This window comes from Streptomyces platensis (assembly GCF_008704855.1).
In the GTDB taxonomy this organism is placed as follows: domain Bacteria; phylum Actinomycetota; class Actinomycetes; order Streptomycetales; family Streptomycetaceae; genus Streptomyces; species Streptomyces platensis.
This window is the reverse complement of record NZ_CP023691.1, coordinates 1,688,702-1,705,785: the sequence shown is the minus strand read 5'-3', so window position 1 is coordinate 1,705,785 and position 17,084 is coordinate 1,688,702. Positions and strand designations below refer to the sequence as shown.

At 71.0% G+C, this 17,084-nt stretch carries 13 protein-coding genes; 9 read left to right on the top strand and 4 right to left on the bottom strand.

What is annotated here, in order from left to right; genetic code table 11:
* Nucleotides 1-48: 48 nt before the first annotated feature.
* The gene (locus tag CP981_RS07225) at nt 49-2,679 is read left to right on the top strand and encodes a RelA/SpoT family protein (RefSeq protein WP_085924548.1); all 2,631 of its coding nucleotides are present in this window, start codon (nt 49-51) and stop codon (nt 2,677-2,679) included.
* A 62-nt stretch (nt 2,680-2,741) separates the two neighbouring features.
* Here the strand turns inward: CP981_RS07225 and CP981_RS07220 are convergent, their stop codons facing one another.
* The gene (locus CP981_RS07220; RefSeq protein ID WP_085924547.1) at nt 2,742-3,971 is read right to left on the bottom strand and encodes a DUF349 domain-containing protein; all 1,230 of its coding nucleotides are present in this window, start codon (nt 3,969-3,971) and stop codon (nt 2,742-2,744) included.
* Between the two features lie 250 nt (nt 3,972-4,221).
* Nucleotides 4,222-5,049 (bottom strand): peptidylprolyl isomerase, encoded by an 828-nt coding sequence (locus CP981_RS07215; RefSeq protein ID WP_085924546.1) that lies wholly within the window; start codon nt 5,047-5,049, stop codon nt 4,222-4,224.
* A gap of 162 nt (nt 5,050-5,211) precedes the next feature.
* On the opposite strand from CP981_RS07215, the gene CP981_RS07210 reads away from it, so the two are divergent.
* The 4 genes from CP981_RS07210 (at nt 5,212) to CP981_RS07195 (ending at nt 9,640) form a co-directional block, all read left to right on the top strand.
* Nucleotides 5,212-5,925, top strand: coding sequence for an MBL fold metallo-hydrolase (locus CP981_RS07210; protein WP_085924545.1), 714 nt, complete (start codon nt 5,212-5,214; stop codon nt 5,923-5,925).
* Nucleotides 5,926-5,936: 11 nt separating this feature from the next.
* Entirely contained in the window at nt 5,937-7,199 is a 1,263-nt protein-coding gene (hisS, locus tag CP981_RS07205; RefSeq protein WP_085924544.1) for a histidine--tRNA ligase, read from the top strand.
* A gap of 341 nt (nt 7,200-7,540) precedes the next feature.
* Nucleotides 7,541-8,182, top strand: coding sequence for a vitamin K epoxide reductase family protein (locus tag CP981_RS07200; protein WP_085924543.1), 642 nt, complete (start codon nt 7,541-7,543; stop codon nt 8,180-8,182).
* Nucleotides 8,183-8,269: 87 nt separating this feature from the next.
* The gene (locus tag CP981_RS07195) at nt 8,270-9,640 is read left to right on the top strand and encodes a replication-associated recombination protein A (protein WP_085924570.1); all 1,371 of its coding nucleotides are present in this window, start codon (nt 8,270-8,272) and stop codon (nt 9,638-9,640) included.
* A 25-nt stretch (nt 9,641-9,665) separates the two neighbouring features.
* Here the strand turns inward: CP981_RS07195 and CP981_RS07190 are convergent, their stop codons facing one another.
* Complete coding sequence (locus tag CP981_RS07190; RefSeq protein WP_085924542.1) at nt 9,666-10,418, bottom strand: DUF2470 domain-containing protein; 753 nt, start codon at nt 10,416-10,418, stop codon at nt 9,666-9,668.
* A 182-nt stretch (nt 10,419-10,600) separates the two neighbouring features.
* On the opposite strand from CP981_RS07190, the gene rpsD reads away from it, so the two are divergent.
* Nucleotides 10,601-11,212 carry a 30S ribosomal protein S4 gene (gene rpsD, locus CP981_RS07185; protein ID WP_030987289.1) on the top strand — a complete coding sequence of 204 codons (612 nt, stop codon included), beginning with the start codon at nt 10,601-10,603 and terminating at the stop codon, nt 11,210-11,212.
* Between the two features lie 26 nt (nt 11,213-11,238).
* On the opposite strand, the gene CP981_RS07180 is transcribed toward rpsD, so the two are convergent.
* Nucleotides 11,239-13,437 carry an ATP-binding protein gene (locus CP981_RS07180; protein WP_085924541.1) on the bottom strand — a complete coding sequence of 733 codons (2,199 nt, stop codon included), beginning with the start codon at nt 13,435-13,437 and terminating at the stop codon, nt 11,239-11,241.
* A 179-nt stretch (nt 13,438-13,616) separates the two neighbouring features.
* On the opposite strand from CP981_RS07180, the gene CP981_RS07175 reads away from it, so the two are divergent.
* From CP981_RS07175 to alaS, 3 genes are read left to right on the top strand one after another with little or no spacing between them, the layout of a single operon-like run.
* Entirely contained in the window at nt 13,617-14,051 is a 435-nt protein-coding gene (locus tag CP981_RS07175) for a DUF948 domain-containing protein (protein WP_229894345.1), read from the top strand.
* Between the two features lie 8 nt (nt 14,052-14,059).
* Nucleotides 14,060-14,404: a DUF6167 family protein gene (locus CP981_RS07170; RefSeq protein WP_085924539.1), complete on the top strand. Its 345-nt coding sequence runs from the start codon at nt 14,060-14,062 to the stop codon at nt 14,402-14,404.
* Complete coding sequence (gene alaS, locus CP981_RS07165) at nt 14,404-17,073, top strand: alanine--tRNA ligase (RefSeq protein ID WP_085924538.1); 2,670 nt, start codon at nt 14,404-14,406, stop codon at nt 17,071-17,073. The genes CP981_RS07170 and alaS overlap by 1 nt, the downstream gene beginning before the upstream one ends.
* Nucleotides 17,074-17,084 lie beyond the last annotated feature (11 nt).

The following is a 17,084-nucleotide window of genomic DNA, read 5'->3' as shown; positions in this document are numbered from 1 at the left end:
CCCGACCCGTTCGAGGTTTTGGGGTCCGGAACCGCCTGAGGAGTGCTCTTGCCAGACGAGGCCCAGCCGCTCTCCCCCGGACTGCGTCCGACGGGATCCGACGCCGCGCGCCCGGACGAGCCGAAGCCCACGGACGTGGCTTCCTCGGACGCGCCCCAGCCCGAGCGGCAGGGTGCGCCCGACGGCAGCGCCACGCCCCGGCCGCCGGCCGGCCCGACCTCCGCGTCCGCGGCGCCCGCCGAGCGGCCCCGTACGGCGCCCAAGCCGGGGCCCGCCTCCTCCTCGTCCCAGCCGGGCTCCGCGCCGTCCCGGGCGCCGAAGCCGCCCGCCAAGGCCGACCAGCCCGCCGCCACCAAGCCGCTGCCGCCCGCCCCCGCCGGCCGCTCCGGCTCCCCGAACCGGGTACGGGCCCGGCTGGCCCGGCTGGGCGTCCAGCGCTCCAGCCCGTACAACCCCGTCCTGGAGCCGCTGCTGCGGGCCGTCCGCGGCAACGACCCCAAGATCGAAACCGCGACGCTGCGCCAGGTCGAGCGGGCCTACCAGGTCGCCGAGCGCTGGCACCGCGGCCAGAAGCGCAAGAGCGGCGACCCGTACATCACCCACCCGCTCGCGGTGACGACGATCCTCGCCGAGCTGGGCATGGACCCGGCCACGCTGATGGCGGGCCTGCTGCACGACACCGTCGAGGACACCGAGTACGGCCTGGACACCCTGCGCCGCGACTTCGGCGACCAGGTCGCGCTGCTGGTCGACGGCGTCACCAAGCTGGACAAGGTCAAGTTCGGCGAGGCCGCGCAGGCCGAGACCGTGCGCAAGATGGTCGTCGCCATGGCCAAGGACCCGCGCGTCCTGGTCATCAAGCTCGCCGACCGGCTGCACAACATGCGCACCATGCGCTACCTCAAGCGGGAGAAGCAGGAGAAGAAGGCCCGCGAGACGCTGGAGATCTACGCTCCGCTCGCCCACCGCCTGGGCATGAACACCATCAAGTGGGAGCTGGAGGACCTCGCCTTCGCGATCCTCTACCCCAAGATGTACGACGAGATCGTGCGGCTGGTCGCCGAGCGTGCGCCCAAGCGGGACGAGTACCTGGCCATAGTGACCGACGAGGTCCAGGCCGATCTGCGCTCCGCGCGCATCAAGGCCACCGTCACGGGGCGGCCCAAGCACTACTACAGCGTCTACCAGAAGATGATCGTCCGCGGCCGCGACTTCGCCGAGATCTACGACCTGGTGGGCATCCGCGTCCTCGTCGACACCGTCCGCGACTGCTACGCCGCCCTCGGCACCATCCACGCGCGATGGAACCCGGTCCCCGGCCGGTTCAAGGACTACATCGCGATGCCGAAGTTCAACATGTACCAGTCGCTGCACACGACCGTGATCGGCCCCAGCGGCAAGCCCGTTGAGCTCCAGATCCGTACGTTCGACATGCACCGCCGCGCCGAGTACGGCATCGCCGCGCACTGGAAGTACAAGCAGGAAGCGGTGGCCGGCGCCTCCAAGATCCGTACGGATGTGCCGAAGAACGCCGGCAAGGGCCAGGACACCGTCAACGACATGGCCTGGCTGCGGCAGTTGCTCGACTGGCAGAAGGAGACCGAGGACCCCGGCGAGTTCCTGGAGTCGCTGCGCTTCGACCTGTCGCGCAACGAGGTCTTCGTGTTCACGCCCAAGGGCGATGTCATAGCGCTGCCGGCCGGTGCCACCCCCGTCGACTTCGCGTACGCGGTGCACACCGAGGTCGGCCACCGCACGATAGGGGCCCGGGTCAACGGGCGGCTCGTCCCGCTCGAATCGACCCTGGACAACGGCGACTTGGTGGAGGTCTTCACCTCCAAGGCGCCGGGTGCCGGACCGTCCCGCGACTGGCTCGGCTTCGTCAAGTCCCCGCGGGCCCGCAACAAGATCCGCGGCTGGTTCTCCAAGGAGCGCCGCGACGAGGCCATCGAGCAGGGCAAGGACTCCATCGCGCGCGCCATGCGCAAGCAGAACCTGCCGATCCAGCGGATCCTGACCGGTGACTCCCTGGTCACCCTCGCGCACGAGATGCGCTACCCGGACATCTCCTCGCTCTACGCCGCCATTGGCGAGGGCCATGTCGCCGCGCAGGGCGTCGTCCAGAAGCTGGTGCAGGCGCTCGGCGGCCAGGACGAGGCCACCGAGGACATCGCCGAGTCGACCCCGATCCGGCCGCGTTCCAAGCGCCGCTCCAGCGCCGACCCCGGGGTGGTCGTCAAGGGCGTCGACGACGTGTGGGTCAAGCTGGCCCGCTGCTGTACGCCGGTGCCGGGCGACCCCATCATCGGCTTCGTCACCCGCGGCAACGGTGTCTCGGTACACCGCGCCGACTGCGTCAACGTCGACTCGCTGTCCCGGCAGCCGGAGCGGATACTCGACGTCGAATGGGCGCCGACCCAGTCCTCGGTCTTCCTGGTCGCCATCCAGGTCGAGGCGCTGGACCGCTCCCGGCTGCTGTCGGACGTCACCCGGATCCTGTCCGACCAGCACGTCAACATCCTGTCGGCCGCCGTCCAGACCTCCCGCGACCGTGTCGCCACCTCCCGCTTCACCTTCGAGATGGGCGACCCCAAGCATCTGGGGCACGTCCTGAAGGCCGTACGGAGCGTGGAGGGCGTGTACGACGTCTACCGGGTGACGTCGGCCCGCAGGCCGTAACGGCGTGACACAGCAGGCGGCCCCGGTACGGAATCCGTACCGGGGCCGCCTGCTGTTCCGCGCTAGCCGCCGAACTCTTCCAAGCCCCTCAGCGCCTGGTCCAGCAGCGCCTTGCGGCCCTCCAGCTCCCGGCCGAGCTTGTCGGCCTTGGCGTTGTTGCCCGCCGCCCGGGCCGTGTCGATCTGCTTCTCCAGCTTGTCGACCGCGTCCTGGAGCTGACCGGTCAGCCCCGCGGCGCGGGCCCGCGCCTCAGGGTTCGTCCGGCGCCACTCGTTCTCCTCGGCCTCCTGGATGGCTCGCTCGACGGCGTGCATCCGGCCCTCGATCTTCGGGCGGGCGTCCCGCGGCACATGGCCGATGGCCTCCCACCGCTCATTGATCGAGCGGAACGCGGCCCGCGCGCCCTTCAGGTCCGAGACGGGCAGCAGCTTCTCGGCCTCGACGGCCAGCTCCTCCTTGCGGGTCAGATTCTCCCGCTGCTCGGCATCGCGCTCCGCGAAGACCTCACCGCGCGCCTGGAAGAAGACGTCCTGGGCGCCGCGGAAACGGTTCCACAGATCGTCCTCGTGCTCGCGCTGGGCCCGGCCGGCCGCCTTCCAGTCCGCCATCAGCTCGCGGTAGCGGGCCGCGGTGGCCCCCCAGTCCGTCGAGTTCGACAGCGCCTCGGCCTCGGCGACCAGCTTCTCCTTGGCCTTACGGGAGTCCTCGCGCTGCGCGTCCAGCGACGCGAAGTGCGCCTTGCGCCGCTTGGAGAACGCCGAGCGGGCGTGCGAGAAGCGGTGCCACAGCTCGTCGTCCGCCTTGCGGTCGAGCCGCGGCAGGCCCTTCCAGGTGTCGACCAGCGCGCGCAGCCGTTCACCGGCCGCCCGCCACTGCTCGCTGGCGGCCAGCTCCTCGGCCTCGGCGACCAGCTTCTCCTTGGCCTCCCGGGCCTCGTGGCTCTGCCGCGCCTTCTGTGCCTTGCGCTCCTCGCGGCGCGATTCGACGGCCTCGACGAGCTTGTCGAGCCGCTTCTTCAGCGCTTCCAGGTCGCCCACCGCGTGGTGTTCGTCGACCTGGGTGCGCAGATGCTCGATCGCGGTCGTGGCGTCCTTCGCCGACAGGTCGGTGGTCTTGACCCGGCGCTCGAGGAGGCCGATCTCGACGACCAGGCCCTCATACTTGCGCTCGAAGTAGGCGAGGGCCTCCTCGGGAGTGCCCGCCTGCCACGATCCGACGACCTGCTCGCCATCGGCGGTACGCACGTACACGGTCCCCGTCTCGTCGACGCGGCCCCATGGGTCGCTGCTCACAGCGCCTCCTCCACATGATGCCGACGGGGGCGTGCGGCCCCCCGGCATCGTCCACAGTTTCTGTCCGGCAGAGCCGCGCCCTGACCGGTCCGACGGGCTGAATCGCGGGTGAGGGTGGCAGCCGTCGGAGCAGGCACCCTACCCAACGCCAATCTAGGCGACCGGCGGTCGGCTGTCCGCATCCAGCACGACCGAAATTCCTCGGTTCGCGCGGTGGGGGCCGCCGCACCGCCCCAGGTCGCCCGGCAGGTCAGGACTTTCTGACGGTTGCCCGGTCGATCACGACGGTGGCGTTCGGTGCGGTGTTGCCGGTTTGCGGGTCGGGCGTCGAACCGGCCTTGGCGATCTTCCGCAGCACGTCCATACCGCCGGTGACGGTGCCGAACGGTGTGTAGTTGGGAGGCAGCTTGCTGTCCTGGTAGACGAGGAAGAACTGGCTGCCGCCGGAGTCGCGGGTTTTGTCGCTCTGCCCGTCGTAGCGGTTGGCCATCGCGACCGTGCCCGCCGGATAGACGCCGCCCTTGAGCCGGGGGTCCTTGAGGTTCTCGTCCGGGATGGTGTAGCCGGGCGTGCCCTGGCCCGTGCCCTTCGGGTCGCCGCACTGAAGGACGTAGAGGCCCTGGTCGACCAGACGGTGGCACTTGCTGTGGTCGAAGTAGCCCTGACCGGCCAGGAAGGCGAAGGAGTTGACGGTGTGCGGCGCCTTGCCGGCGTCCAGCTTCAGCTCGATCGTGCCGCAGGTCGTCGCCAGCTTCGCGGAGTAGGAGGCCGAGGTGTCCACGGACATCGCCGGCTCCTTCTTCCAGGTCTTGGTGGAGGGCATGCCCTTGGCGGGCTTGCCGCACGGATCCGGCGCCTTGGAGGGGGACGGGGGAGCCGCCCGGTCGGCGTCCTGGCCGGCGCCCGCAAGCCCGGTGGTGGCGTACGCGGTGACGCCCGCGGCCAGGGCGACGGCCACGGCGGACGCGATGACCACATTGCGGCGTCTGGTCTTCCGCTGAGCCGCGGACCGCCGTTGCTGCTGGCGCTCGTACTTCTCCCTGGCGAGCTGCCGCCGCCGCTGATCTCTGCTGACCACCGGTCGTCTCCTTCGTCCGATCACCGATCGCTGTCGTCGCCGTGGCCGTACCGTATATGGGTTCGCTCTGCCGGGAGTCCCGCCGGTAGGCTCTGGAGCTGCCGAGATGTTCCGGGAGCGGTCCCGTGGACCGACCCCGACCACCGACCTTTAAGGACGAACGTGCTGATTGCCGGGTTCCCCGCCGGGGCCTGGGGCACCAATTGCTACTTGGTCGCCCCCGCCGCCGGCGAGGAGTGCGTCATCATCGACCCGGGCCACCAGGCGGCCCAAGGTGTCGAGGACGCGGTCAAAAAGCATCGGCTCAAGCCCGTCGCGGTCGTTCTCACCCATGGCCACATCGACCATGTCGCCTCCGTGGTCCCGGTGTGCGGCGCGCACGACGTACCGGCCTGGATCCACCCCGAGGACCGCTTCATGATGAGCGACCCGGAGAAGGCCCTGGGCCGCTCCATCGGTCAGCAGCTCATGGGCGAACTCACCGTGGGGGAGCCGGACGACGTCAAGGAGCTGACCGACGGTGCCGCCCTGGAACTCGCCGGGATGGAGTTCTCCGTCGCCCACGCCCCGGGCCATACCAAGGGGTCGGTGACGTTCAGGATGCCCGAGCAGGCCGACATTCCGCCGGTCTTCTTCTCCGGCGACCTGCTCTTCGCCGGCTCCATCGGACGCACCGACCTGCCGGGCGGCGACCACGCCGAGATCCTTCAGTCGCTGGCCCGTGTGTGCCTGCCGCTGGAGGACTCGACCGTCGTCCTGTCCGGCCACGGCCCCCAGACCACCATCGGCCGCGAGCGCGCCACCAACCCCTTCCTGCGGGAGGTGGCCGCCGGCCTCGGAGACGGCTTCAGCGCCGCTCCACGACGAGGAATGTGACGAGACCTTCCGTGAGCACCTTCAAGGCCCCCAAGGGCACGTACGACCTGATTCCGCCGCAGTCCGCCACCTATCTCGCGGTGCGCGAGGCGATCGCCGCGCCGCTGAAGAACTCCGGGTACGGCTATGTCGAGACGCCCGGTTTCGAGAACGTCGAGCTGTTCGCGCGCGGGGTCGGTGAGTCCACCGACATCGTGACCAAGGAGATGTACGCCTTCGAGACCAAGGGCGGCGACCAGCTCGCGCTGCGCCCCGAGGGCACCGCGTCCGTGCTGCGCGCCGCACTGGAGGCCAACCTCCACAAGGCGGGCAACCTCCCGGTCAAGCTCTGGTACTCCGGCTCGTACTACCGCTACGAGCGCCCGCAGAAGGGCCGCTACCGCCACTTCTCCCAGGTCGGCGCCGAGGCCATCGGTGCCGAAGACCCGGCCCTGGACGCCGAGTTGATCATCCTGGCCGACCAGGCCTACCGCGCGCTGGGACTGCGGAACTTCCGCATCCTGCTCAACTCCCTGGGCGACAAGGAGTGCCGCCCCGTCTACCGGGCCGCGCTCCAGGACTTCCTGCGCGGCCTCGACCTGGACGAGGACACCCGGCGCCGGGTCGACATCAACCCGCTGCGCGTCCTGGACGACAAGCGCGAGTCCGTACAGAAGCAGCTCGACGGGGCGCCCAAGCTCCGTGACTACCTCTGCGAGGCCTGCAAGGCGTACCACGAGCAGGTGCGCGAGCTGCTGACCGCGGCGGGCGTGGCCTTCGAGGACGACGAGAAGCTGGTCCGCGGCCTGGACTACTACACCCGCACCACCTTCGAGTTCGTCCACGACGGCCTCGGCTCGCAGTCAGCGGTGGGCGGCGGCGGCCGCTACGACGGTCTCTCGGAGATGATCGGCGGCCCCGCGCTGCCGTCCGTCGGCTGGGCGCTGGGCGTCGACCGTACGGTGCTGGCACTGGAGGCGGAGGGCGTCACGCTCGACATCCCCGCCGCCACTGCCGTCTACGCGGTACCGCTCGGTGAGGAGGCCCGCCGGGTGCTGTTCGGTGTGGTCACCGAGCTGCGCCGGTCCGGCATCGCCACCGACTTCGCGTTCGGCGGCAAGGGCCTGAAGAACGCCATGAAGTCCGCCAACCGCTCCGGCGCGCGGCTGGCACTGGTGGCGGGCGAGCGGGACCTGGCCGAGGGCATCGTCCAGCTCAAGGACCTGGAGAGCGGTGAGCAGACCGCGGTCGCGCTGGATGCCGTGGCCGACGAGGTCCGGCGCACGCTGGGCTGAGGCCGCGGGACGGCGGACCCCGAGGGGCCCGGACGGCGATCTGCCGGCCGGGCCCCTCGTGCGTGCCGGGTCCTCCGTGCCGCCGGGCGGCCGGTGTCAACGGCGGCGGCGCCTTCATCCCGGCGAAGGGTTTCCGGCACGGCCGCACCGGTGGCGGCAGGCGTCGTGCGGGCGGCAGAGGGGGCGGTGGCGCGGCGAATACTGAGAGAACCCTGTGTGCGGGCGGCTCTTCTTTATGCTCATCGCACAGTGGGGCATGGTGGAGTTGGGGCAGAATGAACGGCGTGGCCGCGACCGGGCCCGCGCTCAGCCCCACTCCCAGGGATCGACGGAACGGCGATATGACGACGACAGCGCTTGACGACGTGTCCACCGACGACGACCGCGCGAGCGGCCCGGGCACCCTCGGCTCGGGTCGCGGATACGCCCTGCTTCTGGTGATCACCGGCGCGCTGGGTCTGCTGGCGGCCTGGGTCATCACCCTGGACAAGTTCGAGCTGCTGAAGGACCCGCACTACAAGCCCGCCTGCAGCCTCAACCCGATCGTCTCCTGCGGCAACGTCATGCAGAGCAAGCAGGCGGAGGCCTTCGGCTTCCCGAACCCGCTCGCCGGTCTGGTCTGCTTCGGCGTGGTGGTCGCGATCGGCATGGCCCTGCTGGCCGGCGGCCGCTTCCGCCGCTGGTACTGGATCGGGCTGAACATCGGCACGCTGCTCGGCACGGTCTTCTGCATGTGGCTGATGTCCCAGTCGCTGTACGTGATCAACTCGCTGTGTCTGTGGTGCACGCTGACCTGGATGATCACGATCCTGATGTTCTGGTACACCACCGTGCACAACATCAAGCACGGCATCATCCCGGCCCCCGCGGGACTGCGCCGGACGGTGCTGGAGTTCCACTGGGTCGTGCCGGTGCTCTGGTACGGCGTGATCGCGCTGCTGATCCTCACCAAGTGGTGGTCGTACTGGAGCAGCCTGATCTGAGGTCCCGCCCGACGCGTCACCCGCGCCCCGGCTCCGTCCATGACGGCGGCCGGGGCGTTGTCAGTGGGGTGGCTTAGGCTCGTGATCGTGGAGCCCGACCTGTTCACCGCCGCTGCCGAAGACCGCCAGGAGAAGGACCCCGCGGGGTCCCCGCTCGCCGTCCGGATGCGCCCGCGCACCCTCGACGAAGTCGTGGGCCAGCAGCATCTGCTCAAGCCGGGCTCGCCGCTGCGCCGTCTCGTCGGCGAGGGCGCCGGGGGCCCCGCCGGGCCGTCCTCGGTGTTCCTGTGGGGGCCGCCGGGCATCGGCAAGACGACCCTCGCGTACGTCGTCAGCCAGGCGACGAACAAGCGCTTCGTGGAGCTCTCGGCGATCACCGCGGGAGTCAAGGAGGTCCGCGCGGTCATCGACGGCGCACGGCGGGCCTCGGGCGGCTACGGCAAGGAGACCGTCCTCTTCCTCGACGAGATCCACCGCTTCAGCAAGGCCCAGCAGGATTCCCTGCTGCCGGCCGTGGAGAACCGCTGGGTCACCCTGATCGCCGCGACGACCGAGAATCCGTATTTCTCGGTGATCTCGCCGCTGCTGTCCCGCTCCCTGCTGCTGACCCTCGAACCCCTCACGGACGACGATCTGCGCGGGCTGCTGCGGCGGGCGCTGACCGATGCGCGCGGGCTGGCGGGCGCGGTGACCCTGCCCGAGGACACCGAGGGGCATCTGCTGCGGATCGCCGGCGGCGATGCCCGGCGCGCGCTGACGGCCCTGGAGGCCGGTGCCGGTTCCGCCCTGGCCAAGGGCGAGAAGGAGATCACCCTCCAGACGCTGGAGGAGTCCGTCGACCGGGCGGCGGTGAAGTACGACCGGGACGGGGACCAGCACTACGACGTCGCCAGCGCGCTGATCAAGTCCATCCGGGGCTCGGACGTCGATGCCGCGCTGCACTACCTGGCGCGCATGATCGAGGCGGGGGAGGACCCGCGGTTCATCGCCCGCCGGCTGATGATCTCGGCGAGCGAGGACATCGGCCTGGCCGACCCCACGGCCCTGCCGACCGCGGTCGCCGCCGCCCAGGCCGTGGCGATGATCGGCTTCCCGGAGGCGCGGATCACGCTGAGCCAGGCCACCATCGCGCTCGCCCTGGCGCCCAAGTCGAACGCCGCGTACATGGCCATCGACGCCGCCCTGGCGGACGTCCGGGCCGGTCAGGCGGGAGCGGTGCCGCCGCATCTGCGCGACAGCCACTACAAGGGCGCTCAGAAGCTCGGCCACGGCCAGGGCTACCAATATCCGCACGACCTGCCGGGCGGTATCGCGGCCCAGCAGTATGCGCCGGACGAGGTGCACGGCAAGCGCTATTACGAGCCCACCCGCCATGGCGCGGAGGCGCGGTACGCCGATGTCGTCGAGCGGGTGCGGACGCGCCTGCGCGCCGACTCCGGTGAGAGCGCCGCCGAGTAGGCCTCCGCGGGGCGGCGCCCCCGGATTACCCGGCCGCGGCCTCGAAGAGCAGATGCATCGCCCGCCGCAGGTCCACCACGTCCCGAACGGGCTCGGGGAAGTCGAACCGGGCGTCGAAGGTGTGCTGCTCGGCGTCGGTGAAGCGGACCCGCAGACCGAAGCGGTCCAGGCCCACCGGCACGGCCCGGCCGCGCATCCCGCAGACGTCCTTGCGGTCGCCGAGCAGGGCGCACAGCCCGCGTACCTGCTCGCTGTGCGCGGAGTGCAGATGCTGGAGCAGCTCCGCCTCGTGGGCGACGAGGGGGTCGGCGGCCGCGTCGGCGAAGTCGTCCGGTTCGACGGACTCGGCGCCCCACAGATCGTCCACCGCGCCCTCGCCGACCTCCAGGCGCAGCATCATCCAGGCGGCCCGCCCGTACAGGCCCGGGGCGGGGTCCGGCTGGAGCGCCTCGCCGATGCCGAGCAGCTCGCCCACCGGGTGCCGCTCCGCGAGCAGCAGCGCCGCCTCGGCCCGCTGCTCATTGCGGACGGGGGTGAGCCAGCCGGCCACCCAGGCCCGTCCGCGGATGCGATGGGGCACCGAAACGGGCGCGACATCCGTGATCTCCATCACGGCTGTGAGGTCGTCGTCCTGCGCGTGTGCCGCCGCCCGAGCCGCCGCAGAGTCCCCGGAAACCAGCAACAGCACGTCTCCGTCGGGTGTCACGGTCCGGCAGACCGGTGCCGAGAGGCCGGTCTCGTCGGGGTCCTCGATGCCGGGGATGCTCAGCGACGCCATACCATTGGATTCGACGAGGGTTCGTATGCGCTCGGCGGCAGTGGGCTGCTGGGCGTCTTCCACGGGACGCGGCTGACCCGCCTCGGTGCGGTGTGCACTGGGCAGGGGGATCCCAGGTCGAAACATGCGTTCTCCTCGCGCTAAGGTAAGCCTCACCTAACTTACACGGAGGTCCGTTCCACGTGAACCAGTCGCGTCCCAAGGTCAAGAAGTCCCGCGCGCTCGGCATCGCGCTGACGCCCAAGGCCGTCAAGTACTTCGAGGCCCGTCCCTACCCGCCCGGCGAGCACGGCCGTGGCCGCAAGCAGAGCAGTGACTACAAGGTCCGTCTGCTCGAGAAGCAGCGCCTGCGTGCGCAGTACGACATCAGCGAGCGCCAGATGGCGCGTGCCTACGACCGCGCTCGGAAGGTCGAAGGCAAGACCGGCGAAGCGCTGATCATCGAGCTTGAGCGCCGTCTGGACGCGCTCGTCCTGCGTTCGGGCATCGCCCGCACCATCTACCAGGCTCGCCAGATGGTCGTCCACGGCCACATCTCGGTGAACGACCGCAAGGTCGACAAGCCGTCCTTCCGCGTCCGCCCCGGCGACGTCGTGATGGTCCGCGAGCGCAGCCGCGAGAAGCACCCCTTCCAGGTCGCCCGCGAGGGTGGCTACGACACCGACGGTGAGACCCCGCGCTACCTCGAGGTCAACCTGCCGGCTCTGGCGTTCCGTCTCGACCGGGACCCGAACCGCAAGGAGATCCCGGTGATCTGCGACGAGCAGCTCGTCGTCGAGTACTACGCCCGCTAAGCACCACCGCAGGCGCAGCACCACGCTCAGCCCGCCGTCTCCCCGCCGCTCGCGGAGGGGGAGACGGCGGGCTTGCTCGTACCCGGCGGCGCGATCCGCACCGTCCGGGGCCGGGCGGGCGCCGGACCCTCGGTCCGCAGCCCCCGGGCCACCGCCGCGTCCAGGCCGAGGCGCTCGCCCCTGCGCAGGGCACGCTCGTAGCGCTCGGCCCCCAGCCGCTGCCGTGCCTGTTCCTCGCACAGCACGTGCGGTCGGCGGAAATGGCGCGAGCCGAACAGCGGCAGCCCCACCGAAGGCCAGATCCGTTTCGCGGCGCCCTGGAGCACCGCCGCCTCCTCCGCATCCCCCTCGCCGAGCGTGATCATCGCCAGCAGTTCGAGCGCCAGCACCACGCCCAGCAGGTCGTGGAAGGCGTGATGGACGGCCAGCGACTGCTCCAGCAGGGTCCGGGCCCGCTCGCCGTCGCCCCGCGACCAGGCCGCGTACCCCAGCACGAACCGGGCGTACGCCCGCGTCCAGCGCTCCCCGTGGTCCGCACACACCTCCACGACGTCCTCGCACAGCCGCACCGCGTCCGCCGGGTCGCCCCGGAAGGCCACCGCCATCGCCAGCTCGACCTGCGCCAGCAGCACGGTGCCGTTGAGCTCGCCGATCTCCCGGTAGCGCCGCAGCGCCCTGCGCAGCAGCTCCTCGGCGCGCGGCATGTCGTCGCAGACCAGGGCGAGACAGCCGGTGCGGTGCAGCGCGTACGCGGCCGCGGTGGCGTTGCCGGTCCGCTCGGCCTCGTCCCGGCACTCCTGTAGTGCCCCGAGCGCGCCGATGGTGTCCCCCTGGAGCACCGCGACATAGCCGGCCACCCACAGGGCCTTCAGCCGTGTGTCGTCGTGCTCGCTCTCCAGCTCCAGGGCCCGGTCCAGCCAGTGGCGGCCCTCGGAGAGCCGGCCGCAGCCCACCCAGTAGAACCACAGGGTGCCCGCCAGATACTGGCCCAGATGGGTATCGGCGGGGCACTCCAGGCTCTGCTCCAGCGCCACCCGCAGATTGGGCAGCTCGGCCTCGATCCGGGCCGCGATCTCGGCCTGCCGGGAGCTGAACCAGTCCAGTTCGCACCAGGTGGCCAGCCCCAGATACCAGTCGCGGTGCCGGCGCCGCAGCCGGTCGCCGTCGTGCGTCGCCGCCAGCCAGTCCGCGCCGTAGGCCCGTACGGTGTCCAGCATCCGGTAGCGCACCCCGGCCGCGGTCTCCTCCCGCACCAGCACCGACTGGGCGACCAACTCCGCGATGACATCGAGGAGTTCGTCGGCCGGCAGGTCCGGTCCTGAGCAGACGTATTCCACCGCCTCCAGGTCGAACTGCCCGGCGAAGACCGACAGCCGCGCCCACAGCAGCCGCTCCCCGGGCGTACACAGCTCATGGCTCCAGCCGATCGCGGTACGCAGCGTCTGGTGGCGCGGCAGGGCACCGCGGCCGGTGCCGGTCAGCAGCCGGAAGCGGTCGTCGAGCCGCTGGAGCACCTGGTTGACGGAGAGCGCGCGCAGCCGCCCGGCGGCCAGCTCCAGCGCGAGCGGAATCCCGTCGAGCCGCGCACAGAGCTCGGTGACGGCGGCCTCGTTGGCCTCGTCGACGGTGAAGGCGCCGAGCACCGCCGCCGCGCGGTCGGCGAACAGGGCGGTCGCATCGGTGGTGTTCAGCGGTGCCAGCGCCATGTTCTGCTCGCCGGTGAGCCCGAGCGGGCGCCGCCCGGCGGCCAGCACCCGCAGCCCGGGGGCGCGGCGCAGCAGCTCCGCGGTCAGCTCGGCACAGGCGTCGACCAGGTGCTCGTAGCCGTCCAGGACGAGCAGCAGTTCACGGTCGGCGAGGTGGTCGCAGAGCGCGGTGCGCACCGGGCGGCCGCCGTGGTCGGCCGGCGCCAGTGCCTCGGCGACGGCGTGGTCCAGGAGGTGCGGTTCGCGCAGGGACGCGAGTTCGACCAGCCACACCCCATCGCAGAAGCGATCCTGCAAGATCGCTGCGCCATGGCGGGCAAGGCGTGACTTCCCGATGCCGCCGAGGCCGGTGAGCGTCACCAGCCGGGCCGATTCCAGCTGCCGTGCCAGCGCGGCCAGTTCGTCGTCGCGGCCGATGAAGCGGTTGAGTTCCGCGGGAAGGTTCCCCGGCCTGCCCGGAGCCCGCGGACGCTCGGGGGACGGGCGGGAGAGGGGACCGGGGCGCGTGAGGCGTCGCATGGCACACGGAGCGTACTCGGCAGGATGCGGACCGTACAATCACGCCGCGGGATCCCCCCGGCGGTCGCCCGTGGTGACCGGGAACGGGGTACGGACGGACAGTCACGGCGCGATAAGGTCAAGGTTGCCGTTCGAGCAGGACGAGAAGCAGACCGAACCAGTCGGAGAGTGGTGCCAACGTGTCCGGTGGAGAGGTGGCCGGGATCCTCGTGGCCGTCTTCTGGGCGATCCTTGTGTCGTTCCTCGCCCTCGTGCTGGTGAGGCTCGCACAGACGCTCAAGGCGACCACCAAGATGGTGGCCGAGGTGTCCGAGAAGGCCGTGCCCCTCCTCGCCGACGCCTCCGCGACGGTCCGCTCCGCGCACACCCAGCTGGCCCGCGTCGATGCCATCGCCGCCGACGTCCAAGAGGTCACCGCCAACGCCTCCGCGCTCTCCTCGACCGTGTCCTCCGCCTTCGGCGGCCCGCTGGTCAAGGTGGCGGCGTTCGGCTACGGCGTGCGCCGCGCGATCGGCAAGAAGGGCGAACCGGAGCCGGAGCGCACCGTCGTCCTCGGCCGTACCCTGCCCGGCGCCCGCCGCGGCGGGCGCCGCAACCGTCGCTCCAAGGACTGATCACAGCGATGTTCCGCCGCGCATTCTGGTTCACCACCGGCGCCGCCGCCGGCGTGTGGGCCACCAACAAGGTCCACCGCAAGCTGCGCAAGCTCCAGCCCGACAGCCTCGCCGCACAGGCCGCGGACAAGGCCGTCGAGACCGGACACCGGCTGCGCCAATTTGCATTGGACGTACGCACCGGAATGGCGGACCGTGAAGAACAGCTGCACGACGCCCTGGGGCTCGGCGAGCCGGACGGGGTGCGCGAGCTGCCGGCACCGCGCCGTGCGGTGCTCGAACCGCAGTACCGAACCACGAGAACAACCGGACCTACCGGTCTGACCGGACCGACTGGAAAAGAGGACCACTGATGGAGTCGGCTGAAATCCGCCGCCGCTGGCTGCGCTTCTTCGAGGAGCGCGGGCACACCGTCGTGCCGTCGGCGTCGCTCATCGCGGACGACCCGACGCTGCTGCTCGTCAACGCGGGCATGGTCCCCTTCAAGCCGTACTTCCTCGGTGAGGTCAAGCCGCCCGCCCCGCGCGCCACCAGCGTGCAGAAGTGCGTCCGTACGCCGGACATCGAAGAGGTCGGCAAGACCACCCGGCACGGCACGTTCTTCCAGATGTGCGGCAACTTCTCCTTCGGCGACTACTTCAAGGAAGGCGCCGTCAAGTACGCCTGGGAGCTGCTGACCGGCTCGCAGGCCGACGGCGGCTACGGCCTCGACCCCGAGCGCCTCTGGATCACCGTCTACCTCGAGGACGACGAGGCCGAGCGCCTCTGGCACGAGGTCATCGGGGTGCCCAAGGAGCGCATCCAGCGCCTGGGCAAGAAGGAGAACTACTGGTCCATGGGCGTCCCGGGCCCCTGCGGCCCGTGCTCCGAGATCAACTACGACCGGGGCCCGGAGTTCGGCGTCGAGGGCGGCCCGGCCGTCAACGACGAGCGGTATGTGGAGATCTGGAACCTGGTCTTCATGCAGTACGAGCGGGGTGCGGGCACGAGCAAGGAGGACTTCGAGATCCTCGGCGAGCTGCCCAGCAAGAACATCGACACCGGCCTCGGTCTCGAACGCCTGGCGATGATCCTCCAGGACGTCCCGAACATGTACGAGACGGACACCCTGCGCGTCGTCATCGACAAGGCCACCGAGCTCTCCGGGGTGCGCTACGGCGACTCCGACGCCACCGATGTCTCGCTCCGCGTCGTCGCCGACCACATCCGTACGTCCACGATGCTCATCGGCGACGGCGTCACCCCCGGCAACGAGGGCCGTGGCTACGTCCTGCGCCGCATCATGCGCCGCGCCATCCGCAACATGCGGCTGCTCGGCGCGAGCGGGCTGGTCGTCGGCGAGCTGCTGGACGTGGTCATCAAGACCATGGGCCAGCAGTACCCGGAGCTGCTGGAGGACCGCCGCCGCATCGAGACGGTCGCCCTCGCCGAGGAGGCCGCCTTCGTCAAGACGCTGAAGGCCGGCACCAACATCCTCGACACCGCCGTCACGGACACCAAGTCCGCCGGCTCCTCGGTCCTGCCCGGCGAGAAGGCGTTCCTGCTCCACGACACCTGGGGCTTCCCGATCGACCTCACCCTCGAAATGGCCGCCGAACAGGGCCTCTCGGTGGACGAGGACGGCTTCCGCCGCCTGATGAAGGAACAGCGGGACCGCGCCAAGGCCGACGCCCAGGCCAAGAAGAGCGGCCACGCCGACCTGTCCGCCTACCGTGAGGTCGCCGACAAGTCCGGCAGCACGGAGTTCACCGGCTACAGCGCCACCGAGGGCGAGTCCGCCGTCGTCGGCCTCCTGGTCAACGGCGCCCCGGCGCCCGCCGCCCACGAGGGCGACGAGGTCGAGGTCGTCCTGGACCGCACCCCCTTCTACGCCGAGGGCGGCGGCCAGCTCGCCGACACCGGCCGGATCAAGCTGGACTCCGGCGCCGTCGTCGAGGTCCGTGACGTCCAGCAGCCGGTGCCCGGCGTGACGGTCCACAAGGGCGTCGTCCAGGTCGGCGAGGTGGTGCTCGGCTCGGCCGCGTACGCCACCATCGACATCACCCGCCGCCGCGCCATCGCCCGCGCCCACAGCGCCACCCACCTCACCCACCAGGCGCTGCGCGACGCCCTCGGCCCGACGGCCGCCCAGGCCGGTTCGGAGAACTCCCCGGGCCGCTTCCGCTTCGACTTCGGCTCGCCGGCCGCTGTGCCCGGCACGGTGCTGACCGACGTCGAGCAGAAGATCAACGACGTCCTCGCCCGTGAGCTCGATGTGCACGCCGAGGTCATGAGCATGGAGGACGCCAAGAAGCAGGGCGCCATCGCCGAATTCGGTGAGAAGTACGGCGACCGTGTCCGGGTCGTCACCATCGGCGACTTCTCCAAGGAGCTGTGCGGCGGTACCCACGTCCACAACACCGCTCAGCTGGGCCTGGTGAAGCTGCTCGGCGAGTCGTCCATCGGCTCCGGTGTGCGCCGGGTCGAGGCGCTGGTCGGCGTGGACGCCTACAAGTTCCTGGCCCGGGAGCACACCGTCGTCTCCCAGCTCACCGAACTGGTCAAGGGCCGCCCCGAGGAGCTGCCCGAGAAGATCTCCGGTGTCCTGGCCAAGCTGAAGGACGCCGAGAAGGAGATCGAGAAGTTCCGCGCCGAGAAGGTGCTCCAGGCCGCCGCCGGGCTGGCCGAGGGCGCCAAGGACGTGCGCGGTGTGGCGCTGGCCGCCGGGCAGGTCCCGGACGGCACCTCCGCCGACGACCTGCGCAAGCTCGTCCTCGACGTGCGCGGCCGGATCCAGGGCGACCATGCCGCCGTGGTGGCCCTGTTCTCGGTCGCCAACGGTCGCCCGGTGACGGTCATCGCCACCAACGAGGCCGCCCGCGAGCGCGGCATCAAGGCCGGTGACCTGGTCCGTACGGCCGCCAAGACGCTCGGCGGCGGTGGCGGCGGCAAGCCGGACGTCGCCCAGGGCGGCGGTCAGAACCCCGCCGCGGTGCCCGAGGCCATCGAGGCCGTCGAGCGCCTCGTCGCCGAGGCGGCCTGACGCGCGTGAGT

Excerpts from the sequence above, each read along its gene's own strand:
- CP981_RS07190 (WP_085924542.1), bottom strand. The coding sequence starts at position 10,418 with ATGGCGTCGCTGAGCATCCCCGGCATCGAGGACCCCGACGAGACCGGC.
- CP981_RS07200 (WP_085924543.1), top strand. The coding sequence starts at position 7,541 with ATGACGACGACAGCGCTTGACGACGTGTCCACCGACGACGACCGCGCG.
- CP981_RS07170 (WP_085924539.1), top strand. The coding sequence starts at position 14,060 with ATGTTCCGCCGCGCATTCTGGTTCACCACCGGCGCCGCCGCCGGCGTG.
- alaS (WP_085924538.1), top strand. The coding sequence starts at position 14,404 with ATGGAGTCGGCTGAAATCCGCCGCCGCTGGCTGCGCTTCTTCGAGGAG.
- CP981_RS07180 (WP_085924541.1), bottom strand. The coding sequence starts at position 13,437 with ATGCGACGCCTCACGCGCCCCGGTCCCCTCTCCCGCCCGTCCCCCGAG.